The organism is Herbaspirillum sp. C7C2, from assembly GCF_022627865.1.
GTDB classification, from domain to species: Bacteria; Pseudomonadota; Gammaproteobacteria; order Burkholderiales; family Burkholderiaceae_D; genus Herbaspirillum; species Herbaspirillum frisingense.
In genome coordinates, this window is the sequence record NZ_JABXGI010000022.1 from 18675 (window position 1) to 34613 (window position 15939).

The 15939-nt window shown below is 63.8% G+C and carries 12 protein-coding genes; 4 read left to right on the forward strand and 8 right to left on the reverse strand.

Annotated elements, in window-relative coordinates; genetic code table 11:
* Positions 1-232: 232 nt before the first annotated feature.
* On the reverse strand, positions 233-1648 hold the full coding sequence (locus tag HWE04_RS20655) for an FAD-binding oxidoreductase (RefSeq protein WP_182992961.1): 1416 nt from the start codon (positions 1646-1648) through the stop codon (positions 233-235).
* Between the two features lie 313 nt (positions 1649-1961).
* On the opposite strand from HWE04_RS20655, the gene HWE04_RS20660 reads away from it, so the two are divergent.
* A complete protein-coding gene (locus HWE04_RS20660; protein WP_241813577.1) occupies positions 1962-2516 on the forward strand; it encodes a cob(I)yrinic acid a,c-diamide adenosyltransferase in 555 nt (184 codons plus the stop codon).
* 93 nt (positions 2517-2609) lie between these two features.
* Here the strand turns inward: HWE04_RS20660 and dxs are convergent, their stop codons facing one another.
* The 3 genes from dxs to HWE04_RS20675 all read right to left on the reverse strand — a co-directional run bounded on the left by dxs (position 2610) and on the right by HWE04_RS20675 (position 5782).
* Complete coding sequence (gene dxs / locus HWE04_RS20665) at positions 2610-4475, reverse strand: 1-deoxy-D-xylulose-5-phosphate synthase (protein ID WP_241813578.1); 1866 nt, start codon at positions 4473-4475, stop codon at positions 2610-2612.
* Positions 4476-4556: 81 nt separating this feature from the next.
* Entirely contained in the window at positions 4557-5510 is a 954-nt protein-coding gene (locus HWE04_RS20670) for a polyprenyl synthetase family protein (protein WP_241813579.1), read from the reverse strand.
* The gene (locus tag HWE04_RS20675) at positions 5510-5782 is read right to left on the reverse strand and encodes an exodeoxyribonuclease VII small subunit (protein WP_077234781.1); all 273 of its coding nucleotides are present in this window, start codon (positions 5780-5782) and stop codon (positions 5510-5512) included. Before HWE04_RS20675 ends, HWE04_RS20670 begins: the two co-directional genes overlap by 1 nt.
* A gap of 267 nt (positions 5783-6049) precedes the next feature.
* Here HWE04_RS20675 and HWE04_RS20680 point away from each other — a divergent pair, with 267 nt between their 5' ends.
* The 3 genes from HWE04_RS20680 (at position 6050) to HWE04_RS20690 (ending at position 9256) form a co-directional block, all read left to right on the forward strand.
* The gene (locus HWE04_RS20680) at positions 6050-7171 is read left to right on the forward strand and encodes an aromatic ring-hydroxylating oxygenase subunit alpha (protein WP_241813580.1); all 1122 of its coding nucleotides are present in this window, start codon (positions 6050-6052) and stop codon (positions 7169-7171) included.
* A gap of 269 nt (positions 7172-7440) precedes the next feature.
* Positions 7441-8358, forward strand: coding sequence for a DMT family transporter (locus tag HWE04_RS20685; protein WP_241813581.1), 918 nt, complete (start codon positions 7441-7443; stop codon positions 8356-8358).
* Between the two features lie 40 nt (positions 8359-8398).
* A complete protein-coding gene (locus HWE04_RS20690; protein WP_241813582.1) occupies positions 8399-9256 on the forward strand; it encodes a sulfurtransferase in 858 nt (285 codons plus the stop codon).
* A 62-nt stretch (positions 9257-9318) separates the two neighbouring features.
* Here HWE04_RS20690 and HWE04_RS20695 read toward each other — a convergent pair whose 3' ends face one another.
* The 4 genes from HWE04_RS20695 to HWE04_RS20710 all read right to left on the reverse strand — a co-directional run bounded on the left by HWE04_RS20695 (position 9319) and on the right by HWE04_RS20710 (position 15850).
* A complete protein-coding gene (locus tag HWE04_RS20695; protein ID WP_006461980.1) occupies positions 9319-10230 on the reverse strand; it encodes a LysR family transcriptional regulator in 912 nt (303 codons plus the stop codon).
* A gap of 305 nt (positions 10231-10535) precedes the next feature.
* On the reverse strand, positions 10536-11408 hold the full coding sequence (locus HWE04_RS20700) for a ZIP family metal transporter (protein WP_446719244.1): 873 nt from the start codon (positions 11406-11408) through the stop codon (positions 10536-10538).
* A complete protein-coding gene (locus tag HWE04_RS20705; RefSeq protein ID WP_241813583.1) occupies positions 11371-13629 on the reverse strand; it encodes a chemotaxis protein CheA in 2259 nt (752 codons plus the stop codon). The genes HWE04_RS20700 and HWE04_RS20705 overlap by 38 nt, the downstream gene beginning before the upstream one ends.
* Before the next feature lie 16 nt (positions 13630-13645).
* The gene (locus tag HWE04_RS20710) at positions 13646-15850 is read right to left on the reverse strand and encodes a methyl-accepting chemotaxis protein (protein ID WP_241813584.1); all 2205 of its coding nucleotides are present in this window, start codon (positions 15848-15850) and stop codon (positions 13646-13648) included.
* Positions 15851-15939: the final 89 nt, after the last annotated feature.

The window sequence follows — 15939 nt, forward strand, 5'->3', positions numbered from 1 at the left end:
AAAACGCCCTGCTCTTTGTTCAACTAACAAACTGCTGAAAACCAACAAATCAGCGCTGACAAAACTGCGCTACTGTCGTCAACATCAAAAAACTACCGTTCGCACTGAGCAGGCCCTCTGGGCCGTATCGAAGACGTACTGACGGCGCTCCTTCGATACGCGGCAATGCCGCTACTCAGTCCGAACGGCCGGCCGATGAAGCCAACGGCAAGCAAGATACTTGATCCAAGGTTTACTGTTCCCAGCGCAGGATCTTGCCCGGGTTCATGATGTTCTTCGGGTCCAGCGCGTGCTTGATGGCGCGCATGACGGCGATGGCGCCGTCGCCGTGCTCCTGGATCAGGAAGTCCATCTTGTGCAGGCCCACCCCATGCTCGCCGGTGCAGGTGCCGTCCATGGACAGGGCGCGCGCGACCATGCGTTCATTGACGCCTTCGGCGCGGGCGATGTCGGCCGGGTCATTGGGGTCCACCATCATCTGCACGTGGAAATTGCCGTCGCCGACGTGACCGATGATGGCGTGGATCAGCCCCTGCTCTTCGCAGTCGGCCTTGGTGGCCAGCACGCATTCGGCCAGGCGCGAGATCGGCACGCAGCAGTCGGTGGAGATGGCGCGCGCACCCGGGCGCAGTTGCAGCAGCGCGAAATAGGCGTTGTGACGGGCGGTCCACAGGCGGGTGCGATCTTCCGGGCGGGTGGCCCATTCGAAGCCCAGGGCGTGATTTTCGTTGGCGATGTCCTGTACCAGCTCGGCCTGTTCCTTGACGCCATTTTCGCTGCCGTGGAATTCGAACAGCAGCAGCGGATTGACCGGCAGGGTCAGCTTGTCGTGGGCATTGATGGCGCGCACGCCGTTTTCATCGAGCAACTCCACGCGCGCCAGCGGCACGCCCATCTGGATGGTCTGGATCACCGTATTGACCGCATCGGCCACGCTGGGGAAGGAGCAGATGGCGGCAGAAATGGCCTCGGGCTGCGGATAGAGGCGCACGGTGACTTCGGTGATGATGCCCAGCGTGCCTTCGCTGCCGACATAGACGCGGGTCAGATCGTAGCCGGCCGAGGATTTCTTGGCACGGGTGCCGGTCTTGATGATCTCGCCCTGGGCCGTGACCACGGTCAGGGTCAGGGTGTTTTCCTTCATGGTGCCGTAGCGCACGGCATTGGTGCCGGAGGCACGGGTCGAGGCCATCCCGCCCAGCGAGGCGTCGGCGCCCGGGTCGATGGGGAAGAACAGGCCCGTATCCTTGATCTCCAGGTTCAGTTGCTTGCGGGTGACGCCGGCCTGAACGGTGGCGGTCAGGTCTTCGCCATTGACGGCCAGCACCCGGTTCATCTGCGACAGGTCCACCGTCACACCGCCCTGCAGGGCCAGTACGTGGCCTTCCAGCGAGGTACCGGCGCCGTAGGGGATGATGGGGGTGTCGTACTGGCTGCAGAGCTTCACGAAGGCGGCGACTTCCTCGGTGCTGTGGGCGAACACGACAGCGTCGGGCAGCATGGGATCGTAGGAGGATTCGTCACGGCCGTGGTGCTCGCGCATGGCCAGGGTGGTGGAGCAACGCTCACCGAAGAGGGTCTTGAGCTCGTCGAGCAAGGCCTGCGGCACGGGGCGTTTCAGTTTGCGGGCGTCAACTAGATGGTTCATGCGATTTCTCGGTTTCTCTCTGGAGTCTTGTGTCTCGGTCGTTGTTCTAGGTCTTGTTGGGGGGAGGATGCAGGGCCGTTGCAGTAGCCACCCCGGCCGCTGCAGTGGACTGACCACTGATCCAATCGATGAATTTTACTCTCTTGCGGGCGGGAGATCGGGCAAATCTCCCATGCCGTCGCGGCAAGGCTGGCAAATCAAGTGAATTATTTACGTGATTCTTGCGTCGCTGGCGCGTCCTCTCGCATCCGGCGGGACGCTTGCCTTGCATCGGGCTTGCGCTTAAGCTGGCGCGCATTATCAAGGAGCAACGATGGGCAACCGACTTAGCAAGATCGCCACCCGCACCGGAGATGACGGCAGCACCGGCCTCGGCGATGGCAGCCGCGTGGGCAAGGACAGCCTGCGCATCCAGGCGCTGGGCGATGTGGATGAACTCAATTCGCAGCTGGGCCTGCTGTTGTGCGAGGCCCTGCCGGACGCCTTGCGGGAGGAACTGGTCTCGATCCAGCACGACCTGTTCGACCTGGGCGGCGAACTCTGCATCCCCGGTTACACGGTGCTGGCCGAGGCCCACCTGGCGCGGCTGGACGCCCTGCTGGAGAAATACAACGCCACGCTGCCGCCGCTGAAGGAATTCATCCTGCCCGGTGGCTCGCGTACCGCCGCGCTGGCGCATGTCTGCCGCACGGTATGCCGGCGCGCCGAGCGCAGCGTGGTCTTGCTGGAGAAGGCCGAGTCGGGCGTGAATGCGCCGGCCCGGCAATATCTGAACCGGCTGTCCGACCTGTGTTTCGTGCTGGCCCGGGTGCTCAACCGCGAGGCCGGCGGCCAGGATGTGTTGTGGCAGAAGGGGCGGGAGCGTTAGTTTGCCCCACTAACAGAAGCAGGAAACGAAACGCCTCGCTGGAGAATTCCAGCGAGGCGTTTTATCTGCCCCCCCGGTTTCGGGAAGGTGAAATCAGCCGTTGTTGACCACCAGCTTAGGCTGGTCCTTGCCGAAACGTTGCACGATGGACTGTACGATGCCGTCCGCATCCAGCCCGCATTGCGCCAGCAATTGGCCCGCATCGCCGTGGTCGATGAAGCGGTCCGGCAGGCCCAGGTGCAGGATGGGCTTGCTGATGCCGGCTGCGGCCAACGCTTCCGAGACGGCGGCACCAGCGCCACCCATGATGCAGCCCTCTTCCACCGTGACCAGGGCGTCATGGCTCTCGGCCAGTTGCCGGACCAGTTCCACGTCCAGCGGCTTGATGAAGCGCATGTTGGCGACCGTGGCATTGAGCTTGTCGCCGGCACCGAGGGCCGGGGCCAGCAGGCTGCCGAAGGCGAGGATGGCGATGTCCTTGCCGTGGCGGCGGATTTCGCCCTTGCCCAGCGGCAGGGTGTCCAGTGTCTTCTGTACGCTGGCGCCGACGCCGGCACCACGCGGGTAACGCACCGCGGCCGGGCCAGGGTACTGGTAGGCGGTGGAGAGCATCTTGCGGCATTCGTCTTCGTCTGCCGCGGCCATGACCACCATGTTCGGAATACAGCGCAGGAACGCCAGGTCGTAGTTGCCTGCATGCGTGGCGCCGTCGGCACCGACCAGGCCGGCACGGTCCAGGGCGAAGGTGACGTCCAGGTTCTGCAGCGCGACGTCGTGGATCAACTGGTCGTAGGCACGCTGCAGGAAGGTCGAGTAGATCGCCACCACCGGCTTCATCCCCTCGCAAGCCATGCCAGCGGCGAAGGTGACGGCGTGCTGCTCGGCGATGCCGACGTCGTAGTAGCGTTCCGGGAATTTCTTTTCGAAAGCGACCATGCCCGAGCCTTCACGCATAGCCGGGGTGATGCCGACCAGCTTGTCGTCGGCTGCGCCCATGTCGCACAGCCATTCGCCGAACACCTGGGTATAGGTCAACTTGCCGCCGGCGCTGGGCTTGATGCCTTCGCTGGGGTTGAACTTGCCGGGGCCGTGGTAGAGCACCGGGTCGGCCTCGGCCAGCTTGTAGCCCTGGCCCTTCCTGGTGACCACATGCAGGAACTGCGGCCCCTTGAGGTGCTTCAGGTTCTGCAGGGTGGGGACCAGCGAATCGAGGTCGTGACCATCGATGGGGCCAATGTAGTTGAAGCCGAATTCCTCGAACATGGTCGCCGGCACCACCATGCCCTTGGCATGCTCTTCCAGGCGCTTGGCCAGTTCCAGCACCGGGCCGGGCAGCACCGACTTGCCCACGTCGCGGGCCTTGGCGTAGAACTTGCCGGACATCAGGCGCGCCAGGTAGCGGTTCAGCGCGCCCACCGGGGGCGAGATCGACATGTCGTTGTCGTTGAGGATCACCAGCAGGTTGATGTCTTCATGCACGCCAGCATTGTTGAGCGCTTCGAAGGCCATGCCGGCAGTCATGGCGCCGTCGCCGATGACGGCAATGGCGTGCCGGTCCGAGCCCTGGGTCTTGGCCGCCAGGGCCATGCCCAGTGCGGCCGAAATGGAGGTCGAGGAGTGCGCGGTGCCGAAGGTGTCGTATTCGCTCTCGATGCGGCGCGGGAAGCCGGAAATACCTTCCTGCTGGCGCAGGCTGCCCATGCGTTCGCGACGACCGGTGAGGATCTTGTGCGGATAGGTCTGGTGGCCGACGTCCCAGACGATGCGGTCTTGCGGGGTGTTGAAGACGTAATGCAGCGCGATGGTCAGCTCGACCGTACCCAGGTTGGACGACAGGTGGCCGCCGGTCTTGGACACCGAATCCAGCAGGAAGCCGCGCAACTCTTCAGCCAGCGGCTTCAATTGGTGACGGGACAGGCGGCGCAGGTCAGCCGGGTCGTTAATGGTGTTCAGGAGCATCTGTTGTTACCGTGTTGGGGTCTGAAGGCCGCGCCTGGCAGGTTGCCGCGTGGTCCGTCTTCATGCCTTGGATTACGTCTCTCAGGTCTTTCTGTGTACGATCAGGTCCGCCAGCTCGCGCAGGCGCCGTGCCTTGTCGCCGAACGGGGCGAGCGCCTGGTGGGCATCGCCGCGCAGTCTTTCGGCCAGCGCCTGCGACTCGGCCAGGCCCAGGATGGACACATAGGTCGGCTTGTTGTCGGCGGCGTCCTTGCCGGCGGTCTTGCCCAGCGTGGCCGAATCGGCGGTGGCGTCGAGGATGTCGTCCACCACCTGGAAGGCCAGGCCGATGGCGCGCGCATAGTCATCCAGCGCCGCGCTTTCGTCCCGGGTCAGCGCCTTGCCACCCAGCGCACCCAGCATCACCGCCGCACGCAAGAGGGCACCGGTCTTGAGGCGGTGCATCTGTTCCAGCTCGGCCAGCGACAGGGTCATGCCCACGCTGGCCAGGTCGATGGCCTGGCCGCCACACATGCCCACCGAGCCCGAAGCCTGGGCCAGCAGGTTGAGCATGCGCAACTGGCGTGCCGGCAGGTCGGCGTCGGTCTTCAACTCAGCTTCCAGCGGTGCCGACAAGGTTTCGAAGGCCTGCGCCTGCAACGCGTCGCCGACCAGCAGCGCGGTGGCTTCGTCGTATTTCACATGCACGGTAGGCTTGCCACGGCGCAGCGCGTCGTCATCCATGCAGGGCATGTCGTCATGCACCAGCGAATAGACGTGAATCATCTCTACTGCTGCCGCAGCCCGGTCCAGCAGGGCTGGCGGCGTATCGAACACATCACCGGCGGCATAGACCAGCAGTGGCCGCACGCGCTTGCCGCCATCCATGGCGGTGTAGCGCATGGCCTCGTGCAGGCGCGCCGGCACCACCGTGGTCGGCGCCAGGAAACGGTCCAGCACGTGTTCCATGCCGGCCTGGACCTGGTTCATCCAGTCCGCGAATGCCATCGAGGCCAGCGACATCTGCGCGCCAGCGGCGGTGATAGGTGCATTCATCAATCGTCCTCGTTGCCCGCGTCGGTCGCCTGGAAGGGCTTGAGCATGTCGCCTTCGAGCAGCTTGACCTGGCTGTCCACCTTCTCCAGTTGGGCCGCGCAGAACTTGACCAGTTCCGAGCCGCGCTTGTAGGCGGCCACCGAGGCTTCCAACGGCAGTTCGCCGGCTTCCATCCGCGCCACCAGCTGCTCCAGCTCTTCCATGGCTTGTTCGAAGGAGGCCGGCAAGGCGGCGGTCGCGGCAGCGCCGGAGGCGGCAGAGGTTCTAGGCATATCGACCCATTCAGAAAACTAACCCGGTATTTTAGAACAAACCGGCGATGACCAAGTCAATCAAGGGCGTGGATTTGTCGAAGGTTTTGGAGGCCGTCGCGTAAGTTCGTCCAAAATGCTAGCATTTTGGACACAAAACCCGGCCCCTTATGGGGGTTTTGTGGCATAATCCTCGGTTCTGTCCAAAATTTCCTCTTCATATTATTTGAACATAGGTTTTTGCGGATTTTCTTCCTTAGGTTGGTGCAAATTAATTTGGGGGCGGAAATGTCCGATCTTGCTACTTTTGCCAAATTGGCGCGTTCAAACGCGCAACTTCCAGTCCACGTCTACTTCGACGAACCGCTCTATCAGCGGGAACTGAAACAACTCTTCCAGCAGGGACCCCGTTACGTCGGCCATGAGCTGATGGTGCCCAATGCCGGTGACTATTCCACGCTGCCCTGGGAAAACGAAGGCCGCATGCTGGTGCGCAATGCGCAAGGCATCGAACTGGTATCCAATGTCTGCCGCCATCGCCAAGCCAAGATGCTCGATGGCCGTGGCCATGCCAACAACATCGTCTGCCCCCTGCATCGCTGGACCTATGACCTGAAGGGTGAACTGATCGGCGCGCCGCATTTTGGCGAGACGCCGTGCATGAACCTGTCCAAGACGCCGCTGCAGAGCTGGAATGGCCTGCTGTTCGAGGCCAACGGCGTCGATATCGCCGACAAGCTGAGAAACCTGGGCGTGACCCGCGACCTCGATTTCTCCGGTTACCTGTACGACCACACCGAAGTCCACGAGTGCGACTACAACTGGAAGACCTTCATCGAGGTCTATCTGGAGGACTACCACGTCGAGCCCTTCCATCCGGGCCTGGGCAACTTCGTAAGCTGCTCGGACCTGAAGTGGGAATTCGGCCGTGACTACAGCGTCCAGACCGTGGGTGTGAACCACGGCCTGATCAAATCCGGCTCGCCGACCTACGCCAAGTGGCAGGAAAAGCTGCTGCAATTCTCCAACGGCAGGCCGCCCAAGTTCGGCGCCATCTGGCTCACGCTCTACCCCAACATCATGGTGGAGTGGTATCCGCACGTGCTGGTGGTGTCCACGCTCTGGCCGACCGGCCCGCAGAAGACCACCAATGTGGTGGAGTTCTACTATCCGGAAGAAATCGCGCTGTTCGAGCGCGAGCTGGTGGAAGCCGAACGGGCCGCCTACGTGGAGACCTGCGTCGAGGATGACGAGATCGCCCAGCGCATGGACGCCGGTCGTCGTATACTCATGGATCGCGGCACCAGCGAAGTCGGTCCGTACCAGTCGCCCATGGAGGATGGCATGCAGCACTTCCATGAGTGGTATCGCCAGCAACTGGACGTCCCGCAAGGTACCAGCACACCATAACATCGGCCACAGGCCGCGCAGGGGGAAAGCAGATGCAAGGGAAGCGGCAAGCACACGATGGACGCAGTCTGCGCCGTCATTGTCGCCAGCTCTCAGGCACCAGCATCTGCAGCAGTATCCCCCTCTCTCGCATGACGACGGTCATCGGCACCAGCACAACGGCAGCCCCGGTTCATTCCGGGGCTGCCGTTTTTGTTGCTGGCCGTCGTTGTGCGCCTGTTCCTGTTTCAGTCACTCCCCTCCACTTCTCCTACTGATCCGTCACCGTCATGCAATCGCTCTGGATGCTCGTCGCTTCATTCCTCTTTGCCATCATGGGCGTGTGCGTCAAGCTCGCCAGCAACTACTACTCGACCTCCGAGATCGTGCTCTGTCGCGGACTGATCGGGGTGATCTTCATCTTCGGCCTGATCCGCCTGCGCGGCGGCACCCTGCGCACGCCCTTCCCGCGCGACCACCTGATCCGTGGCGGCATCGGTGTGATCTCGCTGTGGATGTGGTTCTATTCCTTCAGCCTGTTACCGATTGCGACAGCTACCACGCTGAACTACATGTCCTCCATCTGGATCGCGGTGATGCTGTTCGTGGCCGGCTGGTGGCAGGGCAACAAGAAGTTCGAATGGGGTCTGGCCGGCACGGTCGCGCTGAGCTTCGTCGGTGTGGCGCTGCTGATGCGCCCTTCCCTGAATGCCGACCAGTTGCTGGGCGGCGCCATTTCGCTGGCCTCGGGGGTGCTCTCGGCGCTGGTCTATCTGCAGGTACGCAAGCTTGGGCTGCTGGGGGAACCGGAGTACCGCGTGGTGTTCTACTTCTCTGCCACGGGCGTGCTGGCGGGACTGGTCGGCAGCGTGGTCACCGGTCGTGTGCCGCTATGGCACAGCCATTCCGGTACCGGCGTACTGCTGGTGGTCATGATAGGCTTGACGGCCACGCTGGCGCAGATCGCCATGACACGTGCCTACCGCCTCGGCAATACGCTGGTGACCGCCAACCTGCAGTACACGGGCATCGTGTTTTCCAGCCTGTTCGGCGTACTGATCTGGAACGATTCGCCGGGCTGGATGGGCTGGGTCGGCATGGTCATCATTCTGGCCAGCGGCATGCTGGCGACCTATCGCAACCAGCGCAAGAACCAGACCGCCGCCAAGAACGTGCCCAAGGTGGACCCGATCGCGACCGAGGTGTAAGCATCGCCACATCCACCGCCTACGATTAAAGGAGAAAGCCATGACCTACCAAACCCTAATCAGCGCCAGCGACCTGAAGGCGCGTGCGCAATACCTGAACCTGGTGCTCGTCGATTGCCGCCATGACCTCGCCAATCCGGATTTCGGCCGCCAGGCCTACGCCGCCGGTCACCTCCCGGAGGCCCGCTTCGCGCATCTGGATGAGCTGCTGTCCGGTCCCAAGACCGATGCGACAGGCCGCTTCCATGGTCGCCATCCGCTGCCGGATCGCCAGCAGTTCGTGCAGGCCATGCGTGATCTGGGCATCAACAACGATACGCAAGTGGTGGCCTATGACGCACACGGCGGCATGTTCGCCGCACGCCTCTGGTGGCTGCTGCGCTGGATCGGTCACGGCGACGTAGCGGTACTCGATGGCGGCATGGCCGCGTGGCAGGCGCTGGGTGAGAACCTCAGCACCGAAGTGCCGCCGCCGGCTGCGGCGGGCAATATTCAGGACCTGTCGTCGCTGGTGCCGACGGTGGATGCCCAGGCGCTGCTGGAGAACCTGCGCAATCCGTCATTGCAGGTGGTGGACGCGCGCGCGTCGGACCGCTTCCGTGGCGAGAACGAAACGCTGGACGCCGTCGGCGGACACATCCCGGGCGCGAAGAACCGCTTCTTCAAGGACAACCTGCAAGCCGATGGCCACTTCAAGAGCGCGACGCAATTGCGCGAAGAGTGGCTGGCGGTGATCGGCGATCCGCAGGCCGCGGTCATGCAGTGCGGCTCGGGCGTCACCGCCTGCCACAACCTGCTGGCGCTGGAGGTAGCTGGCCTGTCGGGAGCGAGCCTCTATCCGGGCTCGTGGAGCGAATGGAGCTCCGATCCTCAGCGACCGGTCGCGACCGGCAACTGATTCCCACCCGGCCGCTCAGGCCGGGTCCGGGGCTGCCAGTCCGGCCTGTCCGGCCAGGCCCACTAGCCTCCCAGTCCCGTCTGCTGCAGCCGGGACATGAAGGTCTCCACGAATTGCTGCACCATCACCGGCGCATCGCGTCGGCGCAGCAAGGCGACTTCCGAGTGAAAATCGGCATCCTTGAGGGCCGGGAAACTGACCCCGGCCGACAAGGAAATGCTGGCCATACTCTGTGGTACCACAGCGATGCCGAAGCCGGCATTGACCAGACTGAGCAGGGAATTCTTGCGCGAGGTCGCCCGTGCCACGCGGGGATAGAAGCCATGCGCGATGCAGCGCTCAGCCACCAGGTAGCTCAGTCCCCCTCGGTCCCGATGCGGGACGGTGACGAAGAATTCATCCCGCAATTCTGCAATCTCTACTTCGGCGCGCTGCGCCAGCCGATGTCCGGCCGGCACCGCTGCCACCAGGCGCTCGCGGTACAGCACGGTACTCTCCAGATCGGGATTGGCGCGCAAGATGGGCAGCCGCGCCAGTCCGATATCGGCACTGCCTTCGACGATCTCGCGGGCCTGGTATTCGGACGGGGTCTGGGAAATTTCCAGCGAAATCCCGGGGAAATCCTTCAGCACATCATTGAGCGTGGGCCCCAGGGGCGCGGTCAAGGGTACCGAACTGGAATGCAGCAGGCGCAGCGCGCCATGCTCGCCCTTGCCGATGGTGCGGGCCTGGGCCACGGCGCGATCCAGATCAAGCAGTATCCTGCGGCTGCGCGCATAGAAGTCCTGGCCGGCCTGGGTCAGTTCGAAGGCCTTGGCATCGCGCTTGAGCAGGACCACGTCGAGGTCGGCTTCCAGTTCCTTGATCTGCCGGCTCAGGGCCGATTGCGCGATGAACAGGCGCTCGGAAGCCCGGGTATAGCCTCGCGCCTCGACGATCTCGACGAAGTAGCGCAACTGCCGGATGGAAATCATCTGCCCTCTCCTCCCTCTACGGTCGGCCATATCAAATTGAGATGGCACGCCGGCTGATTTGATATTGGCGCTGTGCGCGTCATCCACCTACATTGAAGCCATCCTCTGTTTCCGGCAAGGCGTCCCCAGTCAGGTGCCGCCAGCCGGGCGCACCACTGCCATGAAAGGATGGATCATGCTCGAAGACCTGCTGTTGTTCGTCGGCCTGCTGGGACTGGTCTGCAGCATCGGCCTGCGCTGGGTGCTACGCAGCCGGGGCGATCATGGCGAGGATCATCTCCACCACGGCCAGGCACCGGATGTGCTCAGTGACCGTGCGCGTGGCGCGTCAGTGCCAGCACGATCAGTACCCCGGCGGCAATCAGGATCACCTGCGGAATGGTCTCGCGCAACGTGGCGCGGCGCTGCATCTGCGGCATCAGGTCGGAAACGGCGATGTAGATGAAGCCCGACGAAGCGAACACCAGCACGAAGGGAATCCACTCCATCCCCCGCTCCAGCATGAAATAGCCCAGCGTGCCGCCGGCCACTGCCATGAGGCTGCAGATGAGGTTGTACACATAGGCGCGGGTACGCGAGAAACCGGCATTGAGCAGCACGATGAAGTCGCCGATCTCTTGCGGAATCTCATGAGCGATGATGGCCAGCCCGGTCACCAGGCCAAGGTGCGGATCGGCCAGGAAAGCGGCGGCGATGAGGATGCCGTCGGTGAAATTGTGCAGGCCGTCGCCCACCAGGATCATCCAGCCGGCCTTGCCGGCTTCCTTCTTGTCGTGGCCGTGGTGGTGACCGTGTCCGTCATCCTCGTGATGGTGCGAGTGGCGCAGGATGGCGGTCTTTTCCAGCAGGAAGAAGGCCAGCAGGCCACCCAGCAGCACCGCGAAGAGGGTATGCGGTTCGGCCTGGGATTCAAAGGCTTCGGGCAGTGCGTGCAACAGCGAGGTCGAGAGCATGATGCCCACCGACAGGCTGACCAGACGCTCCACCATCTTCGACAGCAAGGCAAACGAGAACACCGCGGCAGCGGTGATGCTGACCACGCCGGCCAGGGTGGTGGCCAGGAGAATGGAAACGAGTGTGGAGTCGATGACGGGCCTCGGGCGAAGTGCAAGGGCGCGCCGGCAGGCCGCCCAAAGCCCGTTATTGTACGCCCGGCGTGACCACGCTGCTATCGGCATGGCGCGAGCCGGCCAGCAGCAACGGGTTGAGGATCAGGACGATCTGCCCGTCCCCCAGCACGGTGGCGCCCACCAGGCCGGCCAGGGTCGCCAGTTGCGGGCCGACTGGTTTGACGACCACCTCACGATTGCCGTTGACGTGATCGGCCATGATCACCATCAGTTCGTCACCGCTCTTGATCAGTAGCGCAAAGGCGGAGTCGGTGTCGGCCTGATCGGCGGCCTCGGCCTCGCCTTCAAGGTCGGCATCATGCTCCGGCTCCAGTTGTTCCCGCAGCAGGTGATGCAGCGGATACAAGGCCAGGCGCCGTCCATTGACCTCCAGCACACGCTGCTCCAGGGCCTGGCGCGCCTGTTCGCTGCGCAGTTGCAATACGCTGTCGATCAGGGTGGAGGGAATGGCGTACTGCTGCCGGCCCTGCTGCAGCAGGCAGACCTGTTGCACGGCCAGCGACAGCGGCAGATAGAGGGTAAACAGCACGCCCTGCCCGGGTCGCGAATGCACGGTCATGCGACCGCCCAGGGCCGCTACTTCAGCCCGCGCCACATCCATGCCGATGCCACGCCCGGCCAGCGCCGACACCTGCGTCGAGGTGGTGAAACCAGGCTCGAAGATCAGCTCGGCCAGCCCGGCTTCGCTAGCGTCCTGGGCAGCCTGTAGGCCACGCTGGCGGGCCTTGCCACGAATGGCGACCAGGTCCAGGCCACGCCCGTCGTCGCTCACGCGGATGACGGCTTCGTTGCCTTCATGACCGGCCTGCACGCGCAGTTGACCGGAAGGCGGCTTGCCGGCCGCGCGGCGGGCAGCGGTGTCCTCGATGCCGTGGACGGCGCAATTGCGCAGCAGGTGCTCCAGCGGGCCCATCAGGCGCTCCAGGATGGCGCGGTCGATCTGCAACCGGCAGTCGGACAGGTCCAGCACCAGCGGCTTGCCGGTCTCGGCGGCCAGCTGGCGTGCCAGATGCTGCAGACGCGACTCCATGCTGTTGAATTTGATCATGCGCGCGTGCATCAGGTCCTGCTGCAGTTCGCGGGCATAGCGTCCCTGCTGGCGCAGACCTTCGCAGGCGCGGCCGACGCCATCGTGCAGATGCTTTTGCTGCCGCCATGCCTGCGCCAGTACGGTATCCATGGCATGGGTCACAGCCAGCAGCTCGTGCGCTGCGACCGGAGCGGCGCCGGTGTCCCGCTGCAATTGTCTGACCTGATCGGCCAGGGTGCGCAATTGATCACCCAGTATGCGCACATCGTCCTGCAGGGCTGCCACTTCATTGTCCAGCCGGGCGCGCATGATCGAGACTTCGCCGACCTGATTGAGCAAGCGGTCCAGCACAGTGGTACGGATGCGCAGCACGGGTGCTGCCCGGAAATGCGGCTGCGAGGGGGGCAGCAGAGGGGACTGCAGGCCGCCAGATCGGCTTGCGGCCGGGACCGATGCGGCAGCCTGCTCCAGGGTGCTGAAGTGCTCCATGGTCTGGTCGTAGAGCGCCAGCAGCGCGGTCAATACGTCGGCATTCTGGGCTACCTCGCCGGTCTGCAGGCGCTGCAGCGCGCTCTCCATCTCGTGCACGCACTGGCTCAACCGCATCGCGCCGACCATGCGGGCGCTGCCTTTAAGGGTATGCAGCGGACGCGCCAGTTCGGCCAGCAGGTCCGTGTCGGCAGGGGTATGCCTGTAGCCAGGGGGTAGCGCCAGCATGGTCTCACCGATGCTGGCCATGAGTTCCTGCGCCTCCTCCAGAAAGACGGGCAGCAGACCGGGATCGATCACGTCGTGCGGCGTCATGACGTTGCCCATGATCGGTCGGGGCGCTTCGCTGCCCGGAAGAGTAAGCACTGCTGGCGAACCTGGGCTTTCCAGCAGGCGCGCCAGCTGGTCCAGACCTTGTTCGATCTGAAGCAATCTGGGCGGGCTCAATGGCGAATCGGGTGTGTGCTGTTCCAGCAGCATGATGAGCTGACTGGCGATATCGGCCAGATGCACAGCGCCGACGCTGCGTGAACAGTCGCGCAAGGTCAGCAGGGTCCGGCGATACAAGGGCGGCACGGCACCGGCATGCCCTTTGCCGAGACAACTGCGCCAGACGCCATCCTGCTGTCGGACGATCGTCAGCAGCGGCAGCAGGGTCTGGCGCAGCGAGGCGTCGATGCGGCCAGCTACGGGGTCCAGGGAATCTTCAGTCGCAGAGCGCGCGGCGGCGGATGCGGAATCGAGTTGCATGAGGACCGTGCCCCGCTCAGGAGACGGTCACGCGGAAGCGCGAGACCGAGTTTTCCAGCTTGCGGGCGGCGTCCCACAATTCTTCGTACAGGGTGGAAACCTGTTCGCGGCTTTGTTCGATGACATCGTTCTCGGTCAGGATGCCCTGGATCTGCTGGGCCACGCCATTGGCCGAGACCGCCTGCTCCCGGGTGGCCGCGGCCATACCCTGGATCAGGTCCGCCAGCTTCTTGGAAACGCTGCGGATGTCGGCCAGGGCGCTACCGGCAGCGTCGGACAGCACTGCACCTTCGGTGACGCCGGTGGTGGATTTTTCCATGGCCACCACCACGTCGCGGGTATCGGCCTGGATCATGCGCACCAGCGAGCCGATCTCGCGCGTGGCGGCACTGGAACGTTCGGCCAGATGTTGCACCTCTTCGGCCACCACCGAGAAGCCGCGCCCGGCTTCGCCGGCCGAAGCGGCCTGGATGGCAGCATTCAGCGCCAACACATTGGTGCGCTCGGTGATGTCGGAAATCAAATCGGTGATTTCACCGATCATCTGGGACGAGGCGCCCAGGCGGGCGATGCGGTCGGAGGTCTCGCTGATCTGCTCGCGGATACCATCCATGGCCTTGACCGCGTCTTCCACCGCGCGCGCACCGCGCTCGGCCACCACCACCGCATGCCGGGCCACATCGGCCGATTCATCGGCCGACAGCGAGATGCCGGCGATCTGCCTGGACATCTCCAGCATGGCATGGGCAATGCGCTGGATACGACGCGCCTGGGCGCGGGCGGCCTCGCCCAGTTCGGTCGTGGTGCCACGCACCTGCTCGGAACTGAGCGCCACCTTGGCGGCCATCTGGGTGACCTGTTCCACCAGGCCACGCAGGGCTTCCACGGTGTAGTTGACGGAGTCGGCGATAGCTCCGGTGACGTCGTCGGAGACGGTGGTATGTACCGTCAGGTCGCCGTCGGCGACCTTTTGCAGTTCGGTCATCAGGCGCAGGATGGCGGCCTGGGTCAGGTGGTTGGCGCGCATGGCCTTTTCTTCCTCCTGCTGGGCCAGCTGGCGCTGCAGCTCGGCTTCCTGGCGCCGGGCCTCGGCGGCGGCGGCATTGTTGCGACTGCTCTGCAGCTGTACCAGGGCGATGCCCACGGCGCTGAGCAAGGCAGCGATCATCGCCACCAGGATCGCCCAGAAGGTCCAGGACCTCGCCTTCAAGGCGTTGCGGTAGGCATCCTGCAGCTCGGTGAGGTGGCGCTTGAGGGTCTCGTTCTCGATGAAGACCAGTTGCTCGGAACGCTTGGCAGCGATGAAATTCTGCAGGTTGCCGAGGATGCCGGCGATCTCCGGCTGGTAGTCGGCAAATACCCTAGCCAGTTCCTGCAGCTTCTCGCGCAGGTCGGGGTCGGTGGCAGGTCGCAGGCGCAGCATTTCGCTGCCTTCCAGCAGACTCTTCAACAGATCGCCAAAGGCCGTGATGTCCTTGCCCAGCATGAAGGCGGTTTCAGGATTGACGCCGTCGGAGGTGAGGAATTCATTGGAACTGCGACCCAGGCGCAGCGTCAGCATGACCACTTGGCTGGCGGCATTCATCTCGCGGGTGGTAGGCCGTCCTTCCGATTGCAGCATGGCGATCTGCTCGCTCAGGTCCAGCATCACCGGAAGCAGCTGGTTGAGGTTCTTGAGAGTGGTACCGAATCCGGTGAGCTCCTTTTCCATGCCCAGGATGGTATCGGCGGCCTGATCGGTACGTCGCCACATGCGCGCCACGTTTTCCAGTGCAGGCTTCATGCGGGCCTCGGGCAGGCCGATGGTCTGGCCCTGGAAGCTGCCGCCGCTGCTCAGCAGCAGCAGATCACGATTGAACTCGGTGCGACTCTGGGCCAACTGGATGAAGGCCTGCGGATTACCCTGGATGGCATTGGGTACGGCTTTGCCGATGCGCTGGGAATGCATCACCAGGTCGGATGCGAGGTTGGTCTGCAGGGTAGCCAGCACGTACAGTCGCGCGCCCAGCCACATGAACAGAAATAAGGCTGTCAGCGACAAGGCCAGCACGCCCAGCAACATGCGCGTCTGCGTGCGCAAGGTATAGCGGTGCAGATAAGGCAGGCGAAGGCCGACAGCTGCTGTGCCGACGGCGATGCCCGGATCGGCCCGACTTGCAGTTTCGGACGCGATCGCAACCGGCGCGGCTTTATTCGACAGATACGGCAAGGTCGGTTCCATGACCGGTGTTCCTACCCCTATTATGTGGGTCTTGTGATGATGCGGTGGTAATTGAAGGCCGGCGTGGCCGGCCCACGGTCTTCTCGGGA

Excerpts from the sequence above, each read along its gene's own strand:
- HWE04_RS20675 (WP_077234781.1), bottom strand. The coding sequence starts at position 5,782 with ATGCCTAGAACCTCTGCCGCCTCCGGCGCTGCCGCGACCGCCGCCTTG.
- HWE04_RS20670 (WP_241813579.1), bottom strand. The coding sequence starts at position 5,510 with ATGAATGCACCTATCACCGCCGCTGGCGCGCAGATGTCGCTGGCCTCG.
- HWE04_RS20680 (WP_241813580.1), top strand. The coding sequence starts at position 6,050 with ATGTCCGATCTTGCTACTTTTGCCAAATTGGCGCGTTCAAACGCGCAA.
- HWE04_RS20690 (WP_241813582.1), top strand. The coding sequence starts at position 8,399 with ATGACCTACCAAACCCTAATCAGCGCCAGCGACCTGAAGGCGCGTGCG.
- HWE04_RS20695 (WP_006461980.1), bottom strand. The coding sequence starts at position 10,230 with ATGATTTCCATCCGGCAGTTGCGCTACTTCGTCGAGATCGTCGAGGCG.
- HWE04_RS20700 (WP_446719244.1), bottom strand. The coding sequence starts at position 11,408 with ATGCCGATAGCAGCGTGGTCACGCCGGGCGTACAATAACGGGCTTTGG.
- HWE04_RS20685 (WP_241813581.1), top strand. The coding sequence starts at position 7,441 with ATGCAATCGCTCTGGATGCTCGTCGCTTCATTCCTCTTTGCCATCATG.
- HWE04_RS20710 (WP_241813584.1), bottom strand. The coding sequence starts at position 15,850 with ATGGAACCGACCTTGCCGTATCTGTCGAATAAAGCCGCGCCGGTTGCG.
- dxs (WP_241813578.1), bottom strand. The coding sequence starts at position 4,475 with ATGCTCCTGAACACCATTAACGACCCGGCTGACCTGCGCCGCCTGTCC.
- HWE04_RS20705 (WP_241813583.1), bottom strand. The coding sequence starts at position 13,629 with ATGCAACTCGATTCCGCATCCGCCGCCGCGCGCTCTGCGACTGAAGAT.
- HWE04_RS20655 (WP_182992961.1), bottom strand. The coding sequence starts at position 1,648 with ATGAACCATCTAGTTGACGCCCGCAAACTGAAACGCCCCGTGCCGCAG.
- HWE04_RS20660 (WP_241813577.1), top strand. The coding sequence starts at position 1,962 with ATGGGCAACCGACTTAGCAAGATCGCCACCCGCACCGGAGATGACGGC.